The sequence below is a fragment of the Mesorhizobium sp. Root552 genome (assembly GCF_001427285.1).
In the GTDB taxonomy this organism is placed as follows: Bacteria; Pseudomonadota; Alphaproteobacteria; order Rhizobiales; family Rhizobiaceae; genus Mesorhizobium.
Window position 1 is genome coordinate 73903 of record NZ_LMFV01000004.1, and the last position, 14780, is coordinate 88682.

A 14780-nucleotide genomic window follows, 5' to 3' on the forward strand; every position below is an offset into this window, starting at 1 on the left:
TTATTGCGCTCAGGTCCCTTCGAGCACCATGTTGAGCGGGGTCTCGGCGGCCCTTCGAACCTTGCGAAAGCCGCCTGACCGGATCACTTCGGTCAACCGTTTCTCTCCCGCCTGCGCACCGAGCGCGAGACCGGTTTCCTGCGCTAGCGATGTTGGCACGCAGATCATCGTCGATGCCGAATAATACAGGCGTCCGACGGGATTGATGTTGTCCTCCAGGGCGTCACCGGCCATCGGCTCCACCACCATCCATGTACCGTCGTCCTTCAGCGCCTTTCTGATATGCGCCGCCGCGGCTTTGGGATCGCCCATGTCGTGCAGGCAATCGAAGCAGGTGATCAGGTCGAACTCACGTCCGGCAAAATCCTGCGCCCGACCGACTTCGAATTGCAGGTTTTCCACCCCATGCGCCCGGGCGTGCGCAGTTGCGGCTGCAATCGAGGCGGGGTGGAAATCGTAGCCGGTAAAGCGCGACCGGGGAAACGCCTGCGCCATCAGGATGGTGGACACACCATGCCCGCATCCGACATCGGCAACATTCGCGCCCGCCTTCAGCTTGTCGGTCACGCCCTCAAGGGCTGGAAGCCATTCCTGCACCAGCGCATTCACGTAGCCAGGACGAAACAGCCGCGCGACGGCGCAGAACAGGCAGCCTGCCTGGTCTCCCCAGGCGACACCTTTGCCGGTCTTGAAGGATGCCTGCACCTTCGGCTGGTTTTCCACCATTGCGGCAGCGGTGTCGAAAGCGCCGATCAGATTGACCGGGCTGTCGGGTTCAGCAAACACGAATGACTGCTCCGGCGTCAGCGAGAACCGCCCTTTTTCATGGTGAATGTAGCCGGAGGCCACTTGGGCCGACAACCATTCGCGCACATAGCGGGGGGCGCATCCTGTACCGTTGGCAAGTTCCTCCGCCGTCGCGGGTCCGCTGCGCTTCAGAGCGGCATAGAGGCCGAGCGAATCGCCGATGCGTACCAACGGCACACTGACCGCCCCGCCAAGGTCTCCAAGTACGCGACCCACCAGTTCATTGAGCCTGGTTTCGTCAACCTGTGCCATGGTGTTTCCTCCTGGTGTCCGGACGGCGTTGTGCCGCCTCCACACGAGGATGCGACCCGCCGCGGTTGCGGCCATGAGGCGACAGTCCTGCGACGCCACAAAACCTTCGCTACAGAGGGGACAGATGTCCCAGTCACGCCTTGCGGGACAGCAGATAAGTCGAGGACGCTATTTGGACAGCGTCATGACGATCGCCTGGGAACGGCTGTGCACACCAAGCTTGGAAAAGATCACCGACAGTTGGTTGCGCACCGTCTTCACGCTCTTGCCAAGACGCTCTGCGATTGCACGGTTGTCGAGGCCCTCCGCAACAAGCTCAAGAAGCGCGGCCTCAGCGGATGTCAGGCCAGCGTCGCGGACCGCACGCGGCTGCGCGGATCTATCCTGCCCGAGAAAACCCGCGAGTTCGGCGTGGAAGGTCGTCCATGCAGGTTCACCCGGCAAAAGCACATGGTTCTTGCTCTCAAGCGGAACAAAGCGCGAGCCGGGGATGGCAGCGGCCAGCCTGCAACCTTCATCGAACGGCACCCGCATATCGCCTCGACTGTGAGCTATCAGCGTCGGCACCTGCAGCTTGGCGGCAAGGTCCATCACATCAATGCCCTGCATCTGCCAAAGCAATTGCGCGGCAACCTCGGCGGTCGCCGTCACCCGCTCGAGATCTCCCCACCAGCGATGCTGCTCGGCAGTACCGCCCGGTATGAAAAGGTTGGTGAAGAACTGGCAGAATGCCGGATTTTCACGCCCCCAACCGATGCGAACGAAGTTGACGAGGGTCTCCGCTTCGAGCCGTTCGGCATCCGTCTGCGCCCTGGCCCGACCGCCCCTGCCGTAGGCGTTGAGGAGCACAAGATGCGACACCCGCTCGGGATGTCTCAGCGCGTAGGAGATGGCGAGAGCGCCGCCCTGCGAAAGCCCGAGGAGGACGAAGCGAGGTTCCTCGATGGAGGCCGCAACAGCGGCCAGATCGGCATGCCACGCGTCAATGGACAAGTCGACGACGTGTCGATCGGACAAGCCGCAACCGCGTGGATCGTAGCGCACAAACCGGTTTCCTGCCGAAAGCGCATACAGCCACGGCCGCCACACCGGACTTTCGAGATCGTAGTCGACATGGCTCAGCCAATGCGCCGCGCGCAGGATCACCTCTCCCTCCCCGCAGGAAGCGACGGCGATGCGCGTGCCGTCCGCAGAGGTGCAGAACCCTATGCGCTGGCTGAGTTTCATCGCGCGAGGATATCGCAATAACGACCAGCGCGACAGGGCGGCGCATCAGGCGGGCTGAACAGCGCCGGGCGGCCAGACCGCCCGGCACACCTGGCCAAGGATGCCGAAGCTCAGGCCGACATACCGGAAACGCTCGCCATCAGATGTCGAGATTGGCAACCGAGAGCGCGTTGTCCTGGATGAATTCGCGGCGCGGTTCGACCTCGTCGCCCATAAGGCGCGAGAACAGCGAATCCGCCCCGGCGGCATCGTTGACCCTGACCCTCAGCAGCGAACGCACATTGGGGTCGAGCGTGGTTTCCCAAAGCTGCTCGGCGTTCATCTCGCCCAAGCCCTTGTAGCGCTGCATGGTGAGGCCCTTGCGGCCGGTCGCGAACACCGCATTGAGCAAGGCAAGCGGACCGGAAATCGTTTCGCTCGATTCCTTGCGGCGCAATACCGGCGGATGGCCGTACACCTCGCTGAGGCGCGAGGCGAAACGGTCGAGCTGACGTGCATCGGCCGAATTCACCAGCCCCATGTCGAGAGGAACGTATTCCCGGACGCCACGCACGGTGCGCTCGAAAACATAGCCCCCCGAACCGTCGTTGGACCGGGAAGTCGAACCCTTCCAGCCGCGCTCGGTGTCCTCGGCAATGATGTCCAGCCGCTCGGCGATGCGCTCAGCCATGGCGTTGGCGGTGCCAAGGTCGGCAAAGAGCTCCGGGTTGAGGCCGCCGGCGATGGCCGCCTGCTCGACGACAGGGCGGCTGTAGCGGGTGTGCAGGCCGTTGAGCAACTGGCGGACAGCCAGCGCGTCATCCACGGCCGCGCGCAGGTCCTGTCCGGTCCGCACCTCGCCGGAGCCCAGCGTCAACGCCGCTTCCTCAAGTCCGGTGCCGATCAGATATTCCTCAAAGGCGCTTTCGTCCTTCAGGTATTGCGAGCTCTTGCCGCGCGAGACTTTGTAGAGCGGCGGCTGGGCGATATAGAGATAACCGCGCTCGATCAGCTCAGGCATCTGCCGGAAGAAGAAGGTGAGCAGCAGCGTCCTGATGTGCGCGCCGTCGACGTCGGCGTCGGTCATCAGGATGATCTTGTGGTAGCGCAGCTTTTCGATGTTGAAGCCGTTGACCTCGTCCTTGCCGATGGACGTGCCGAGCGCGGTGATCAGCGTGCCGATCATGTCGGATGACAGCATGCGGTCGAAGCGCGCGCGCTCGACATTGAGGATCTTGCCGCGCAGCGGGAGAATGGCCTGGTTCTGGCGCGAGCGCCCGCCCTTGGCCGAGCCACCGGCGGAGTCACCCTCGACGATGAACAGTTCGGACTTGGCCGGGTCCTTCTCCTGGCAATCGGCCAGCTTGCCCGGCAAAGATGTGACGCCCAGCGTGCTCTTGCGGGTGATGTCGCGCGCCTTGCGCGCCGCCTCGCGGGCCGCAGCCGCCTGGATGACCTTCTCGATCACCACCTTGCCGTCGGTCGGATGTTCCTCGAGCCAGGTTCCGAGAGCCTCGTTGACGAGACCTTCGACCACCGGACGGACTTCCGATGAAACCAGCTTGTCCTTGGTCTGAGAGGAGAATTTCGGATCGGGCACCTTCACCGAAAGCACCGCCGTCAGCCCTTCACGACAATCATCACCGATCAGGCTGACTTTTTCCTTCTTGGTCAGGCCGGAACTGTCGCCATAGCCGGTGACCTGCCTGGTCAGTGCGCCGCGGAAGCCGGCGAGATGGGTGCCACCGTCGCGTTGAGGGATGTTGTTGGTGAAGGCCAGCACGTTCTCGTGGTAGCTGTCGTTCCACCACATCGCCACCTCGACGGTGATGCCGTCGCGCTCGGCGCGGATGGCGATGGGCTTGTCGATCAGCGGTTTCTTGGCCTTGTCGAGATACTTCACGAACTCTTCCAGGCCGCCGTCATAGTGCAGCTCCTGCTGTACGATATCGGCATGGCGCTTGTCGGTGAGAACAACGCGCACGCCGGAATTCAGGAAGGCGAGTTCGCGCAGGCGATGCTCGAGCGTGGCATAGTCGAACTCGACCATGGTGAAGGTGTCCGGCGACGGCATGAAGGACACTTCGGTGCCGGTTTCGTCACCCGCATCGCCGGTTTCCTTCAACGGCGCGTCGGCCACGCCGTGGGTGAAGCTCATCTCATGAACCCTGCCCTTGCGGCGAATCTTGAGCCTTAGCCAGACCGAAAGCGCATTGACGACGGAAACGCCGACGCCATGCAGGCCGCCGGAAACCTTGTATGAATTCTGGTCGAACTTTCCGCCGGCATGAAGCTGGGTCATGATGACCTCGGCTGCCGAGATGCCTTCTCCGCTGTGGATATCGGTCGGAATGCCGCGCCCATTGTCGGTCACGGTGCACGAACCATCGGGATTAAGCGTGACCGTAACCAGCGTGGCGTGGCCGGCCAGCGCTTCGTCGATGGCGTTATCGACGACCTCGTAGACCATGTGGTGCAGGCCCGAGCCGTCGTCGGTATCACCGATATACATGCCCGGCCGCTTGCGAACGGCGTCCAACCCCTTCAAAACCTTGATGGAATCGGCACCGTATTCGGCCTGCGCGCCGTTGTCGTTTTCGGGCTGATCGCTCATGAAAACCTGTTTTCTCGAAGCTGCACGGGAGGCGCGAAAAACACGCCTCGAATCGCACTGTCTGATGCACCAAGATATAGGCGTTCAGAGGCGATTTTCCAAGCTTTCCGGGCATTTGACCACAGGTGACGCCAAGCGGGCAGCGGCTGGAGAAAGCAAGACCGGCAACGCTTGCGGAGACAGGCTAGCCGGCGCGCATCGGCTTCAGCGCGAGGCTCCAGCGATGCAACTCGTTCAGCATGGTTTCCGCGCCCGTTGTCACCTGCTCGGAAGGCTGGAAAACACCGTCTTCGTCGAGGCTTTTCTGGTACATCGGGATAGCGACCGCTTCGGGGATCGGCATGATCTTGACGGTGGTGAGCAGCGGCTTCACCGCCTGCACCGCGCGCAGACCGCCGGACACGCCGCCATAGCTGAAGAAAGCAGCCGGCTTGTACTGCCATTCGCGCGAGAGGTAATCGACCGCGTTCACGATGGCCGGGGCGGCGTAGTAGTTATATTCCGGCGTGACGAAGACGAAGGCATCGGCGGCATCGACAGCCTTCGACCAGGCCTTGGTGTGTTCCTTCTCGTATTTGCCAAGCCGTGGGTGGTGCGGCTCGTCCAGCAAAGGTAGATCAAACTCCGCGAGATCGGTGAGGACCGGCTCGAACTTGCCGTTTTTGCGCGCAAACGCCTCCAGCCATTCGGCGAAAACGGGGCCGGCGCGGCCGGGGCGGGTCGACCCGATGATGATGGCGAGGCGATGCTTCAAGGTTCAGTCCTTTCAATGCGGTATCCTGTGGTGACCGCGAGATAGGGCCCAACCGCAGGGCAGGCAAGAAGGCACCTTTCGGTAACCGCAAGTGCCCCGCTGCTATGGACGCTTTGCCCGTCGGCACCTACATTCCGCTTTCAAGAGAGCAGACAATGGACGCACAACCTGCCCCATTCGTGCCGCCGGCCCCTAAGCCGCGCACCAAGCCGCCTTCGACGCTGGAGATGATCCGCATCGTCTACCGCAATCCACTCGAATTGTGGGGCGAGCCTTCCTACAACGAGCCGTGGATCTCGGTGACCGGCGTCGGCGGGCCATTGGTGATCGCCAACGATCCCGGCCTGATCCGGCACGTGCTGGTGGACAATGCCAAGAACTACAAGATGGCGACGGTGCGCCAGAAAATCCTGCGCCCGATCCTACGCGACGGGCTTTTGACCGCCGAGGGCGATGTCTGGAAGCGTTCGCGCAAGGCGATGGCGCCGGTATTCACGCCGCGCAACATCTTCGGCTTCGCCGCCCCGATGCTGAAGCGGACGATCGAATTCGTCGAACGCTACGAGGACGGCGCGGTTTCGGACATTGCGCACGACATGACGATGCTGACCTATGACATACTCGCCGAAACGCTGTTTTCCGGCGAGATCGCGGGCGAACCGGGCAGCTTCGCCAAGGAGATCGACCATTTGTTCGAGACGATGGGCCGGGTCGATCCGCTCGACCTGTTGCGCGCGCCGGACTGGCTGCCGCGCCTGACCCGCATTCGCGGGCGAAAGACCATGGCCTATTTCCGCAAGATCGTCACCGACACGGTGTCTATGCGCGAAGAGCGCTTGAAGCGCGATCCGGACGGTGCACCGCAGGATTTCCTGACGCTGCTTCTGCGCGCCGAAGGACCGGACGGGCTGACACGAGCCGAGATCGAAGACAACATCATCACTTTCATCGGCGCTGGCCATGAGACGACGGCGCGCGCTCTCGGCTGGACAATCTATTGCCTTGCCGAAGCGCCGTGGGAACGCGAGCGGATCGAACAGGAAATCGATGCGGTCCTGAGCCGTGAGCCCGACCCGGTGAAATGGCTGGAAGCCATGCCGCTGACACGTGCGGCCTTTGACGAAGCACTCAGGCTCTATCCGCCCGCCCCTTCCATCAACCGCGAACCGATCGAGCCGGAAACCTACAAGGGCCTCTACATTCCGCCGAAGGCCGCCGTCCTGGTGATGCCGTGGGTGGTGCACCGCCACCGCAAGCTGTGGGACCAGCCCGACACGTTCCTGCCCGAGCGCTTCCATCCCGGCAACCGCGACAAGATCGACCGGTACCAGTACCTGCCGTTCGGCGCCGGGCCGCGCGTGTGCATCGGCGCGTCCTTCGCCATGCAAGAGGCGATTATCGCGCTTGCCATCCTTCTGTCGCGCTTCCGTTTCGAGACGGTGGCCGAAACAAACCCGTGGCCGGTGCAGAAACTGACCACGCAGCCGCAAGGAGGCCTGCCAATGCGGGTAACACGGCGATGACACGCGCAGCAACGGTGCGCATAAGCGGGCGCGTGCAAGGTGTAAGCTTCCGCTTCTGGGCACGAGAGGAAGCCGAGCGGCTTGGGCTCAAGGGCTGGGTGCGCAACGAGCCGGACGGCTCGGTCCAGGCACTCATAGCGGGGTCCGACGGTGCGGTTGCGATGATGCTGGAACGGTTTTGGGAAGGCCCGAGCGGCGCGGTTGTGGCCGATGTCAGGGCCGAGGCAGCGGACATCGCGGACGTGCCGGCCGGGTTCCGCATCAGCGGCTAAGGCGGTCCATCCTTTAACGAAATGCATCGGCGCCGGCAAAATGGATGTCGGCTTCGCCGACAACGAGCGGCGACGGTTTCAAGTCGGCAAACGGCCGTTTCAGAACGGTTGCCGGGACCTTCGGGTCAATTCCTGCCCTGGAAAATATTCTCGACATGCACGGGCCAGCGCCGGGGCAGCACCGCCACCATGTCGAAGCGGACGGACAGCCTGCCATAGTCGGGCTGGCGCACGAGCCACAGGTCGGCTGCCCCTTCGATGCGGCGTTCGGATTCGCGGGCGATGGCTTCCATGGCTTCGATCAGCGAACGCCGCGCCTTGACCTCGACGATAAGGACAAGATCACCGCGCCGGGCAATGAGGTCGATCTCGCCCAGCCTGGTGCGGTAGCGGCGGGCAAGGATGCGATAGCCCTTCAGCATCAGCGCGAGCGCTGCCAGCCATTCGCCATGATGGCCACGCCGATAGGCCTTGCGGCGGCCCGCAGTTCCTGTGTCAGGCATTCGCTTTCAGTTCCAGCAGGCGGCGATAGAGATCCTGCTTGCTGGCTCCCGTCATCTTCGCCGCCTCGGCAGCGGCTTTGGAAGCTGGCAATTCGTCGGCAAGCGACAGGAGCAGGCTGTCAATGTCGGCAGGCGCTTGGGTTTTGGTATCCGGCGGGCCGACACAAACGACAATCTCGCCCTTGGGCGTATCGGCCTGGCCGTAGTATTCGGAAAGCTCACGAAGCGAGCCAAGCCGCATTTCCTCGAACGCCTTGGTAAGTTCGCGGCCGATGGCAGCCTTGCGCGTACCGCCCAGGGTTTCCGCCATCGTGGCCAGCGTTTCAGCCAGACGGCGTGGCGATTCGAAAAAGATCAGCGTTGCCGGCACAGCCCTCAGTTCTTCAAGGCGCGTGCGCTTCTGGCCCGCCTTTACCGGCAGAAAGCCCGCAAACAGGAAGGCGTCGGACGGCAGCCCGGAAGCCGTAAGCGCTGCAAGCGCCGCCGACGGGCCGGGAATGGGCACCACCTGCAAGCCGCGCTCCAGCGCCTCGCCGACCAGCCGGTAGCCGGGATCGGAAACCAGAGGCGTGCCGGCATCGGAGATCAGCGCCACGCTTTGGCCGGCTTCAAGCGCCTCGATCAGCCTCGGACCGGCTTCAGCGGCATTGTGCTCGTGATAGGCGGTGGTGCGCCGCCGGATGCCGTAGCGCTCGAGCAGGACGCGCGAAACGCGGGTATCCTCGCAAGCAACAATGTCGGCAGCGGCGAGCGTTTCCAATGCGCGCAAAGTGATGTCGGCCAGATTGCCGATGGGCGTGGCGACGAGGTACAGCGCCGGCTGCAGGGGTCGGGCCGGGACTTCGGTCGAGCCGATCAGATAGCTGTGTTTTCTTGTTTCGCTGGCCATTTCAAACCCTCGCCGGCCCCTGTTTGGCACGGCTTGGCCTTCGTTGCAAAACCCACAGCTTTCCCTCTCCTTCGCCATGTCTTTGCCATAGTGCGGAACGAAACCGGCGACCATGGATTTAGACATCGATTCCCTAGGAGGACACGATGGATAGCTTGAAAATCCAGGACGCTTTCGAGCCCTATTATGCCGGGCGCAAGCGCTTTGCCTCCGACCGCAAGAGCTCGGGCGGCAACGGCATCAACAATCTCAAGCAGTTACGGGTGGCTTACAAGCAACGGCTAGAGGCCAAACGTGCCGGCAAGCCCGGCAAAGCAATGGAGCGCTGACCGACCAATGCCCAACCGCTTCGACGTATTCATGTCGCGGATCGAAACCAAGAGCGCCCGAAGCGACGCCCCACCTCCGCACCCGGCAGGCAACAAGTACGGCGCCAACAGCAATAAGGCCGACGCCAAGCCAGTTCGCGCCGCCGAGGCGTTCTCCGATAAAAACAACGTCAAACACCGCAACAAGCACAACGCCTGAGCGCGACCCCGCTACCGCGCGAGATCGGCCACCAGTGCGTCGAGCACGATCATGCCGGACGGCGTGGCGCGCAGGCGGGAATTGCCGATGGACGAGACAAGCCCCTCTTCCTGCAGGATAGACAACCGCGACGAGGACAGGCCGCGACCGGACAGGCGTTCGTAGCGCTCCAGATCGATGCCTTCGACGAGGCGCAGGCCCATCAGCAGGAATTCATCGGCCTCTTCGGACCGGCTCAGCACCTCGCCGTCGACGATGCCATGACCCTTGCGTTCGACCAGATCGGCCCAGCTTTCCGGCATCTTCTCGGCAATGGTGACGATGCGTGTGCCATTTTCCACAAAGCGCCCGTGCGCGCCCGGGCCGACGCCGACATATTCGCCATAGCGCCAGTAGGTCAGGTTGTGGCGGCTTTCCGCTCCGGGTCGGGCATGGTTGGAAATCTCATAGGCCGGCAGACCGTGCGCAGCGGTGATTTCCTGGGTGACGGCGTAGAGGTCGGCAGCATGATCGGGATCGGGAATCTCGAACTTGTGCGCCGCATGGAGCTTGGAGAAGGGCGTGCCGTCCTCGATGGTAAGCTGGTAGAGCGACAGATGGTCGGCGGCGTGGCCGATCGCTTCTTCCAGTTCAGCCGCCCAGGCCTCCGGGGTCTGGTTGGGCCGAGCGTAGATCAGGTCGAACGACAGGCGCGGGAAGATCTCGCGGGCCAGGCCAATGGCGTGCAAGGCTTCCTCGACATTGTGCAGCCGGCCGAGAAAGCGCAGGTCGGCATCGTTCAGCGCCTGCACGCCGAGGGAAACGCGGTTGACGCCGGCGGCGCGGTAGCCGCGAAAGCGCTCGGCCTCAACCGAGGACGGGTTGGCTTCCAGCGTCACCTCGATACCGGCCGGCACAGTCCAGTTTTTCGCAACCGCATCCAGAACCGCGCCGACCGTTTCCGGCTTCATCAGCGAAGGCGTACCGCCACCGATGAAGATGGAGGTGACCTCGCGCGGGCCCGTGCGGGCGCGCATGGTGGCAAGCTCGGTTGCGAATGCCTTGGCAAAGCGTTCCTGATCCACCGGCTGATGGCGGACATGGCTGTTGAAATCGCAATAAGGGCATTTGGCCGCGCAGAACGGCCAGTGGATGTAAACCCCGAAACCGGGTGAGCGGTCGAGCTGCATGATCAGGCGACGTCCAACCTCGCTTGCGCGAATTTCTGGAAGGCGCGGGCGCGGTGTGACAGCGCCGTCGCCTGCCCCGGTTTCCAGCCGTGTTTTTCCTCGGCCTTCATCTCGCCGAAGGTCTTGTCGAAGCCGTTCGGCAGGAACACCGGATCATAGCCGAAACCGAGTTCTCCGCGCGGCGGCCACACCAGAGCGCCTTCGACCTCGCCACGGTAATATTCTGCCTGCCCGTCGGGAAAGGCGAGGCAAATCACGGCAACGAAACGGCCGGTGCGCTGTGCCGGTTCTTTCGCACCAACCTCCTGCATCGCCACTTCCGTGCGCTGCATGGCCATGGCGAAGTCGCGGCTGCCATCGGGCAGTTCGGCCCAATTAGCGGTATAGACACCGGGCGCGCCGTCAAGCGCATCGACGCACAGGCCGGAATCATCGGAAAGCGCCGGCAGATCGGTAGCCTTGGCGGCTGCGAAAGCCTTGATGTAGGCGTTTTCCTCGAAAGTGGCGCCGGTTTCGTCCGGCTCGGGCAGGCCGTATTCCTTGGCGGATTTTGCCTCGAAGCCGAACGGACCCATAAGGTCGGCGAATTCGCGCAGTTTGCCAGCGTTGTGGCTGGCAATGACAATCCTGCGGCTATCCAGTTTATGCATCACAGATTCCAGATTTTCGGTTCGGCAAATTCCAGCGAGTTGCCGGATGGGTCACGGAAATAGATCGAACGGCCGCCCGACGGCCAGTGAAAATCGGCCTCTATTTTCACTCCCAAATCGGTCAGGCGCGCGCGCCAGCTCTCGATCTCCTCGGCACTCGCGGCAAAGCACAGATGCCCTTTGCCGACCGTTCCGTGCGGCGGTACCGGCAAGCGGGCGCCGGGGGGCGGAGGGACTTTCGTCGCCTCTGCGTTGAACAGCAAAAGCACACCGGCGCCACAACGAAAGAAGACATGCCTGCCCCCGACCTTGGCAATGCGTTCAAGGCCAAGGATGCCGCCATAGAAGGCTTCCGCCGCGTCGAGATCGGTGACGTAGAGAGCCGATTCAAGGATGGCGGAAGGGGTCATCACGAGACGCCTTAGGCCACCGCCATCTGCTGCAGGCTGACGAGACGCGCAATGCCCTTCTTGGCAAGCACCATAAGCTCGGTGAACTGCGCTTCCGAGAACGGCTCGCCTTCCGCAGTGCCTTGAATCTCGACGATGCCGCCCTTGCCGGTCATGACGAAATTGGCGTCGGTGCCGGCCGAGGAATCTTCCAGGTAGTCCAGGTCGATGACCGGCTGGCCATCATGGATGCCGCAGGAAATGGCGGCCACATGATCCTTCAGCACGCGCTGTACGCTTGCCATCTGGCGCGCTTCCATCCAGCGCAGGCAATCGTAGAGAGCCACCCAGCCGCCGGTGATCGAGGCGGTGCGCGTGCCGCCATCGGCCTGAAGGACATCGCAATCGACGGTGATCTGCTGTTCACCCAACGCCTGAAGATCGACCACGGCGCGCAGCGAGCGGCCGATGAGGCGCTGGATTTCCAACGTGCGGCCACCCTGCTTGCCGGCGGAAGCCTCGCGGCGCATGCGATCGCCGGTCGAACGCGGCAGCATGCCGTATTCAGCCGTCACCCAGCCCTTGCCGGAATTGCGCATCCAGCCGGGCACCCTCTCTTCAAGGCTAGCGGTGCACAAGACGTGCGTGTCGCCGAACTTGACCAGGCAAGAGCCTTCGGCGTGTTTGGAAACGCCTCGCTCGAAGGAGATGGCACGCATTTCGTCTGGCTGGCGTTTGGAGGGGCGCATTCGGGCCTCTTTCTCGTATTTGTCCGGATTCCTGGCGGGCTTGTAGCCTCATGCCGAGCGGGGCGCAAAGGAAAACGCCCCGCTTGCGCTTGGCCGACCCAAGTCTATATCCTTGGCTTGGAGCCACGGTCAGAAAACCGCAGATGACGAAGCCGATTGCCGATCCGACCATGCATTCGCCAGCGATCCAGTCGCTGGACATGCGTTCGCGCGACATATTCCGGCGCATCGTTGAATCCTATCTGAGGGATGGCGAGCCGGTCGGTTCGCGCAGCCTGTCGCGCATCCTGCCGTCGTCGCTGTCGCCGGCGACGATCCGCAACGTGATGAGCGACCTCGAGCATCTCGGCCTTGTCTACGCGCCTCATGTCTCGGCCGGCCGCCTGCCGACACAAGCGGGCCTGCGCTTCTTCGTCGATGCATTCATGGAGCTTGGCGACCTGTCCGACGAGGAACGCCGCAGCATCGAGGCGCAGATCAAGGCTTCCGGCACGGAAGCATCGCTGGAACACATGCTGACCGAAGCCAGCCAGATGCTGTCGGGGGTTTCGCGCGGCGCAGGGCTGGTGCTGGCGGCAAAAAACGAAGCCGCGCTGAAACATATCGAATTCATCCAGCTTGAGCCGACGAAGGCGCTGACCGTTCTTGTCTCGCAAAATGGCGATGTCGAAAACCGGGTTATCGAGCTGCCTGCCGGCGTCACCGTCTCGCAACTCCACGAGGCCTCCAACTTCCTCAACGCCCACATCCGGGGCCGCACGCTTGCCGAGGTGCGCGCCGAGATCGCGCGGATCAAGGAGGAAACGCGGGCGGCACTGGATACGCTGTCGCAGGATCTCGTTGAAAAGGGCCTTGCACTGTGGGCCGGCTCGGAAACTGGGCTGCCAGCCCGTCTTATCGTGCGCGGCCGGGCCAACCTGCTGGAGAACGTTACGGCGCAGGCCGACCTCGACCTGCTCAGGCACCTGTTCGACGACCTCGAAACCCAGGACGGGCTGATCCAGTTGCTCGACATGGCCGAACAGGGACCGGGGGTGCGCATCTTCATCGGTTCGGAAAACAAGCTGTTTTCGCTGTCGGGATCGTCGCTGGTGGTGGCCCCCTATCGCGACAAGGATGCGCGTGTTGTGGGCGCATTGGGCGTGATTGGTCCGACGCGCCTCAACTATGCCCGGATCGTGCCGATGGTCGATTATACAGCGCAGCTCATCTCGCGATTGCTGCGCTAAGCTCAGTCCCGTTTCCGAGCGGCAATCGCTCTGGCGGCCAGGGAGGCAACGATGGCACTGGAAGAGATCAAGGCCCGGATCAGCCTGCTGCTCGAGCAGATGGTCAACCAGCCTGAGGACCGCTACGAAACGCAGGAGCAGTTGCGGGAAAAGCTGAGGGAACTGCGTGCCATGGGCCTGCCGTTGCCGGACGACCTCGTTGAACTGGAAAAGCGCCTCGACGAGGAATTCAGCGGCGGCGACGCATAGACTTCATTCAACTCCGTTCACATCGACGTGTGGTGCGGAACGGCGGCCGGTCACCTACGTTGCGTCTTTGGCTAACCCATGGAGCAACGGTTGAAGCAAATTGCGACACTGACCCTTCCCTTCCTGTTGGCAGCGACGGTAGCTTTGGCTCAAGACGCCAGCGTGCTGAAGGGAGAAGCCGCGTTCGGCGACTGGCGGGCCGACCAGCCGGGCGTGCGGCGGCTCATCGTCCCTGACGACCTGCAAGCCCCTTTCGCAACGGACTCCGCGTCCAATGGCGCGGACCGGGCAGCAATGCCGCCGGATGCCGGGCCAAAGCTGCCTCCTGGCTTTGCCGCCGAAATGATAGCCTCGGGCATCCGCAATCCGCGCGCCCTGCGGATCGCGCCGAATGGAGACATATTCGTCGCCGATTCACGCGCCAACCAGATCAGGGTCTATCGCCTCGACGAAGGCAGCGCCAAGCCGGTCGAGCAGGCGGTCTTCGCCAGCGGACTGCGGCAACCCTACGGCATCGCATTCTATCCTGCCGACAAGCCGGAATGGGCCTACGTCGCCAATTCAGGCAGCGTGGTGCGCTTTGCCTACAAATCAGGCGACCTCGAAGCGTCTGGCGACGCCGAAGTGGTGGTCAAGCGGCTGCCGGGAGGCGGGCACTGGACACGCGACATTACTTTCTCACCCGATGGCAAGACCCTCTACGTGTCGGTAGGCTCGGCATCCAACGTTGCCGAGGGCATTGGCGAGCAGCCTTCCGGTGGCATCGAAGCCTGGGCCGAACGGCAACCGCTGGGCGCGTTATGGGGCAATGAAGAGAACCGCGCGGCCGTCCTCGCATTCGATCCGGACGGCGGCAACGAACGCATCGCCGCGACCGGCTTGCGCAACTGGACGCCTCGAAAAACCTCGCCATTGACGGCTCGGGATGATTCACTGCCCCGGTGATTTGCCGGGAGGGGATGGATGCGGGGACAGGCCGGGTTTTGGGACATTGACG

Annotated in this window: 17 protein-coding genes; 7 read left to right on the plus strand and 10 right to left on the minus strand. The window is 63.1% G+C overall.

Annotated features, from left to right (window positions below; translation table 11 throughout):
* Positions 1 to 9 precede the first annotated feature (9 nt).
* The 4 genes from ASD50_RS02530 to ASD50_RS02545 form a co-directional block, all read right to left on the minus strand.
* Complete coding sequence (locus ASD50_RS02530) at positions 10 to 1059, minus strand: class I SAM-dependent methyltransferase (RefSeq protein WP_056235657.1); 1050 nt, start codon at positions 1057 to 1059, stop codon at positions 10 to 12.
* Between the two features lie 168 nt (positions 1060 to 1227).
* On the minus strand, positions 1228 to 2286 hold the full coding sequence (locus ASD50_RS02535) for an alpha/beta fold hydrolase (RefSeq protein WP_056235578.1): 1059 nt from the start codon (positions 2284 to 2286) through the stop codon (positions 1228 to 1230).
* Positions 2287 to 2425: 139 nt separating this feature from the next.
* A complete protein-coding gene (gene gyrB, locus ASD50_RS02540) occupies positions 2426 to 4879 on the minus strand; it encodes a DNA topoisomerase (ATP-hydrolyzing) subunit B (protein ID WP_056235582.1) in 2454 nt (817 codons plus the stop codon).
* A 184-nt stretch (positions 4880 to 5063) separates the two neighbouring features.
* The gene (locus ASD50_RS02545) at positions 5064 to 5633 is read right to left on the minus strand and encodes an NADPH-dependent FMN reductase (RefSeq protein ID WP_056235585.1); all 570 of its coding nucleotides are present in this window, start codon (positions 5631 to 5633) and stop codon (positions 5064 to 5066) included.
* Between the two features lie 155 nt (positions 5634 to 5788).
* Here ASD50_RS02545 and ASD50_RS02550 point away from each other — a divergent pair, with 155 nt between their 5' ends.
* A complete protein-coding gene (locus ASD50_RS02550) occupies positions 5789 to 7156 on the plus strand; it encodes a cytochrome P450 (protein ID WP_056235660.1) in 1368 nt (455 codons plus the stop codon).
* A complete protein-coding gene (locus ASD50_RS02555) occupies positions 7153 to 7428 on the plus strand; it encodes an acylphosphatase (RefSeq protein ID WP_056235589.1) in 276 nt (91 codons plus the stop codon). Before ASD50_RS02550 ends, ASD50_RS02555 begins: the two co-directional genes overlap by 4 nt.
* A gap of 125 nt (positions 7429 to 7553) precedes the next feature.
* On the opposite strand, the gene ASD50_RS02560 is transcribed toward ASD50_RS02555, so the two are convergent.
* Together ASD50_RS02560 and rsmI are read right to left on the minus strand one after the other, a co-directional pair.
* The gene (locus tag ASD50_RS02560) at positions 7554 to 7931 is read right to left on the minus strand and encodes a YraN family protein (protein WP_056235594.1); all 378 of its coding nucleotides are present in this window, start codon (positions 7929 to 7931) and stop codon (positions 7554 to 7556) included.
* The gene (rsmI, locus tag ASD50_RS02565) at positions 7924 to 8820 is read right to left on the minus strand and encodes a 16S rRNA (cytidine(1402)-2'-O)-methyltransferase (protein ID WP_056235663.1); all 897 of its coding nucleotides are present in this window, start codon (positions 8818 to 8820) and stop codon (positions 7924 to 7926) included. Before rsmI ends, ASD50_RS02560 begins: the two co-directional genes overlap by 8 nt.
* A 146-nt stretch (positions 8821 to 8966) precedes the next feature.
* On the opposite strand from rsmI, the gene ASD50_RS02570 reads away from it, so the two are divergent.
* Together ASD50_RS02570 and ASD50_RS24185 are read left to right on the plus strand one after the other, a co-directional pair.
* Positions 8967 to 9149 carry a hypothetical protein gene (locus ASD50_RS02570; RefSeq protein WP_056235599.1) on the plus strand — a complete coding sequence of 61 codons (183 nt, stop codon included), beginning with the start codon at positions 8967 to 8969 and terminating at the stop codon, positions 9147 to 9149.
* 7 nt (positions 9150 to 9156) lie between these two features.
* On the plus strand, positions 9157 to 9348 hold the full coding sequence (locus ASD50_RS24185) for a hypothetical protein (RefSeq protein ID WP_056235602.1): 192 nt from the start codon (positions 9157 to 9159) through the stop codon (positions 9346 to 9348).
* An 11-nt stretch (positions 9349 to 9359) separates the two neighbouring features.
* Here ASD50_RS24185 and hemW read toward each other — a convergent pair whose 3' ends face one another.
* Genes hemW through rph form a run of 4 tightly spaced genes read right to left on the minus strand, consistent with a single transcriptional unit; the run spans position 9360 to position 12305 of the window.
* On the minus strand, positions 9360 to 10517 hold the full coding sequence (gene hemW, locus ASD50_RS02580) for a radical SAM family heme chaperone HemW (protein ID WP_056235607.1): 1158 nt from the start codon (positions 10515 to 10517) through the stop codon (positions 9360 to 9362).
* A 2-nt stretch (positions 10518 to 10519) separates the two neighbouring features.
* On the minus strand, positions 10520 to 11167 hold the full coding sequence (gene rdgB / locus ASD50_RS02585; protein ID WP_056235610.1) for an RdgB/HAM1 family non-canonical purine NTP pyrophosphatase: 648 nt from the start codon (positions 11165 to 11167) through the stop codon (positions 10520 to 10522).
* Positions 11167 to 11577: a VOC family protein gene (locus ASD50_RS02590; protein WP_056235613.1), complete on the minus strand. Its 411-nt coding sequence runs from the start codon at positions 11575 to 11577 to the stop codon at positions 11167 to 11169. Before ASD50_RS02590 ends, rdgB begins: the two co-directional genes overlap by 1 nt.
* A gap of 11 nt (positions 11578 to 11588) precedes the next feature.
* Entirely contained in the window at positions 11589 to 12305 is a 717-nt protein-coding gene (gene rph, locus ASD50_RS02595; protein WP_056235616.1) for a ribonuclease PH, read from the minus strand.
* 143 nt (positions 12306 to 12448) lie between these two features.
* Here rph and hrcA point away from each other — a divergent pair, with 143 nt between their 5' ends.
* From hrcA to ASD50_RS02610, 3 genes are all read left to right on the plus strand, one after another.
* The gene (gene hrcA / locus ASD50_RS02600; protein ID WP_056235619.1) at positions 12449 to 13534 is read left to right on the plus strand and encodes a heat-inducible transcriptional repressor HrcA; all 1086 of its coding nucleotides are present in this window, start codon (positions 12449 to 12451) and stop codon (positions 13532 to 13534) included.
* Between the two features lie 51 nt (positions 13535 to 13585).
* A complete protein-coding gene (locus tag ASD50_RS02605) occupies positions 13586 to 13783 on the plus strand; it encodes a hypothetical protein (protein WP_056235622.1) in 198 nt (65 codons plus the stop codon).
* A gap of 90 nt (positions 13784 to 13873) precedes the next feature.
* Positions 13874 to 14728: a PQQ-dependent sugar dehydrogenase gene (locus ASD50_RS02610; RefSeq protein ID WP_320410593.1), complete on the plus strand. Its 855-nt coding sequence runs from the start codon at positions 13874 to 13876 to the stop codon at positions 14726 to 14728.
* Positions 14729 to 14780: the final 52 nt, after the last annotated feature.

Coding starts and splice junctions, on each gene's coding strand:
- rph (WP_056235616.1), bottom strand. CDS start 12,305: ATGCGCCCCTCCAAACGCCAGCCAGACGAAATGCGTGCCATCTCCTTC.
- hrcA (WP_056235619.1), top strand. CDS start 12,449: ATGACGAAGCCGATTGCCGATCCGACCATGCATTCGCCAGCGATCCAG.
- ASD50_RS02590 (WP_056235613.1), bottom strand. CDS start 11,577: ATGACCCCTTCCGCCATCCTTGAATCGGCTCTCTACGTCACCGATCTC.
- ASD50_RS02560 (WP_056235594.1), bottom strand. CDS start 7,931: ATGCCTGACACAGGAACTGCGGGCCGCCGCAAGGCCTATCGGCGTGGC.
- ASD50_RS02530 (WP_056235657.1), bottom strand. CDS start 1,059: ATGGCACAGGTTGACGAAACCAGGCTCAATGAACTGGTGGGTCGCGTA.
- ASD50_RS02535 (WP_056235578.1), bottom strand. CDS start 2,286: ATGAAACTCAGCCAGCGCATAGGGTTCTGCACCTCTGCGGACGGCACG.
- gyrB (WP_056235582.1), bottom strand. CDS start 4,879: ATGAGCGATCAGCCCGAAAACGACAACGGCGCGCAGGCCGAATACGGT.
- ASD50_RS02605 (WP_056235622.1), top strand. CDS start 13,586: ATGGCACTGGAAGAGATCAAGGCCCGGATCAGCCTGCTGCTCGAGCAG.
- rsmI (WP_056235663.1), bottom strand. CDS start 8,820: ATGGCCAGCGAAACAAGAAAACACAGCTATCTGATCGGCTCGACCGAA.
- rdgB (WP_056235610.1), bottom strand. CDS start 11,167: ATGCATAAACTGGATAGCCGCAGGATTGTCATTGCCAGCCACAACGCT.
- ASD50_RS02550 (WP_056235660.1), top strand. CDS start 5,789: ATGGACGCACAACCTGCCCCATTCGTGCCGCCGGCCCCTAAGCCGCGC.
- ASD50_RS02570 (WP_056235599.1), top strand. CDS start 8,967: ATGGATAGCTTGAAAATCCAGGACGCTTTCGAGCCCTATTATGCCGGG.
- ASD50_RS02555 (WP_056235589.1), top strand. CDS start 7,153: ATGACACGCGCAGCAACGGTGCGCATAAGCGGGCGCGTGCAAGGTGTA.
- hemW (WP_056235607.1), bottom strand. CDS start 10,517: ATGCAGCTCGACCGCTCACCCGGTTTCGGGGTTTACATCCACTGGCCG.
- ASD50_RS24185 (WP_056235602.1), top strand. CDS start 9,157: ATGCCCAACCGCTTCGACGTATTCATGTCGCGGATCGAAACCAAGAGC.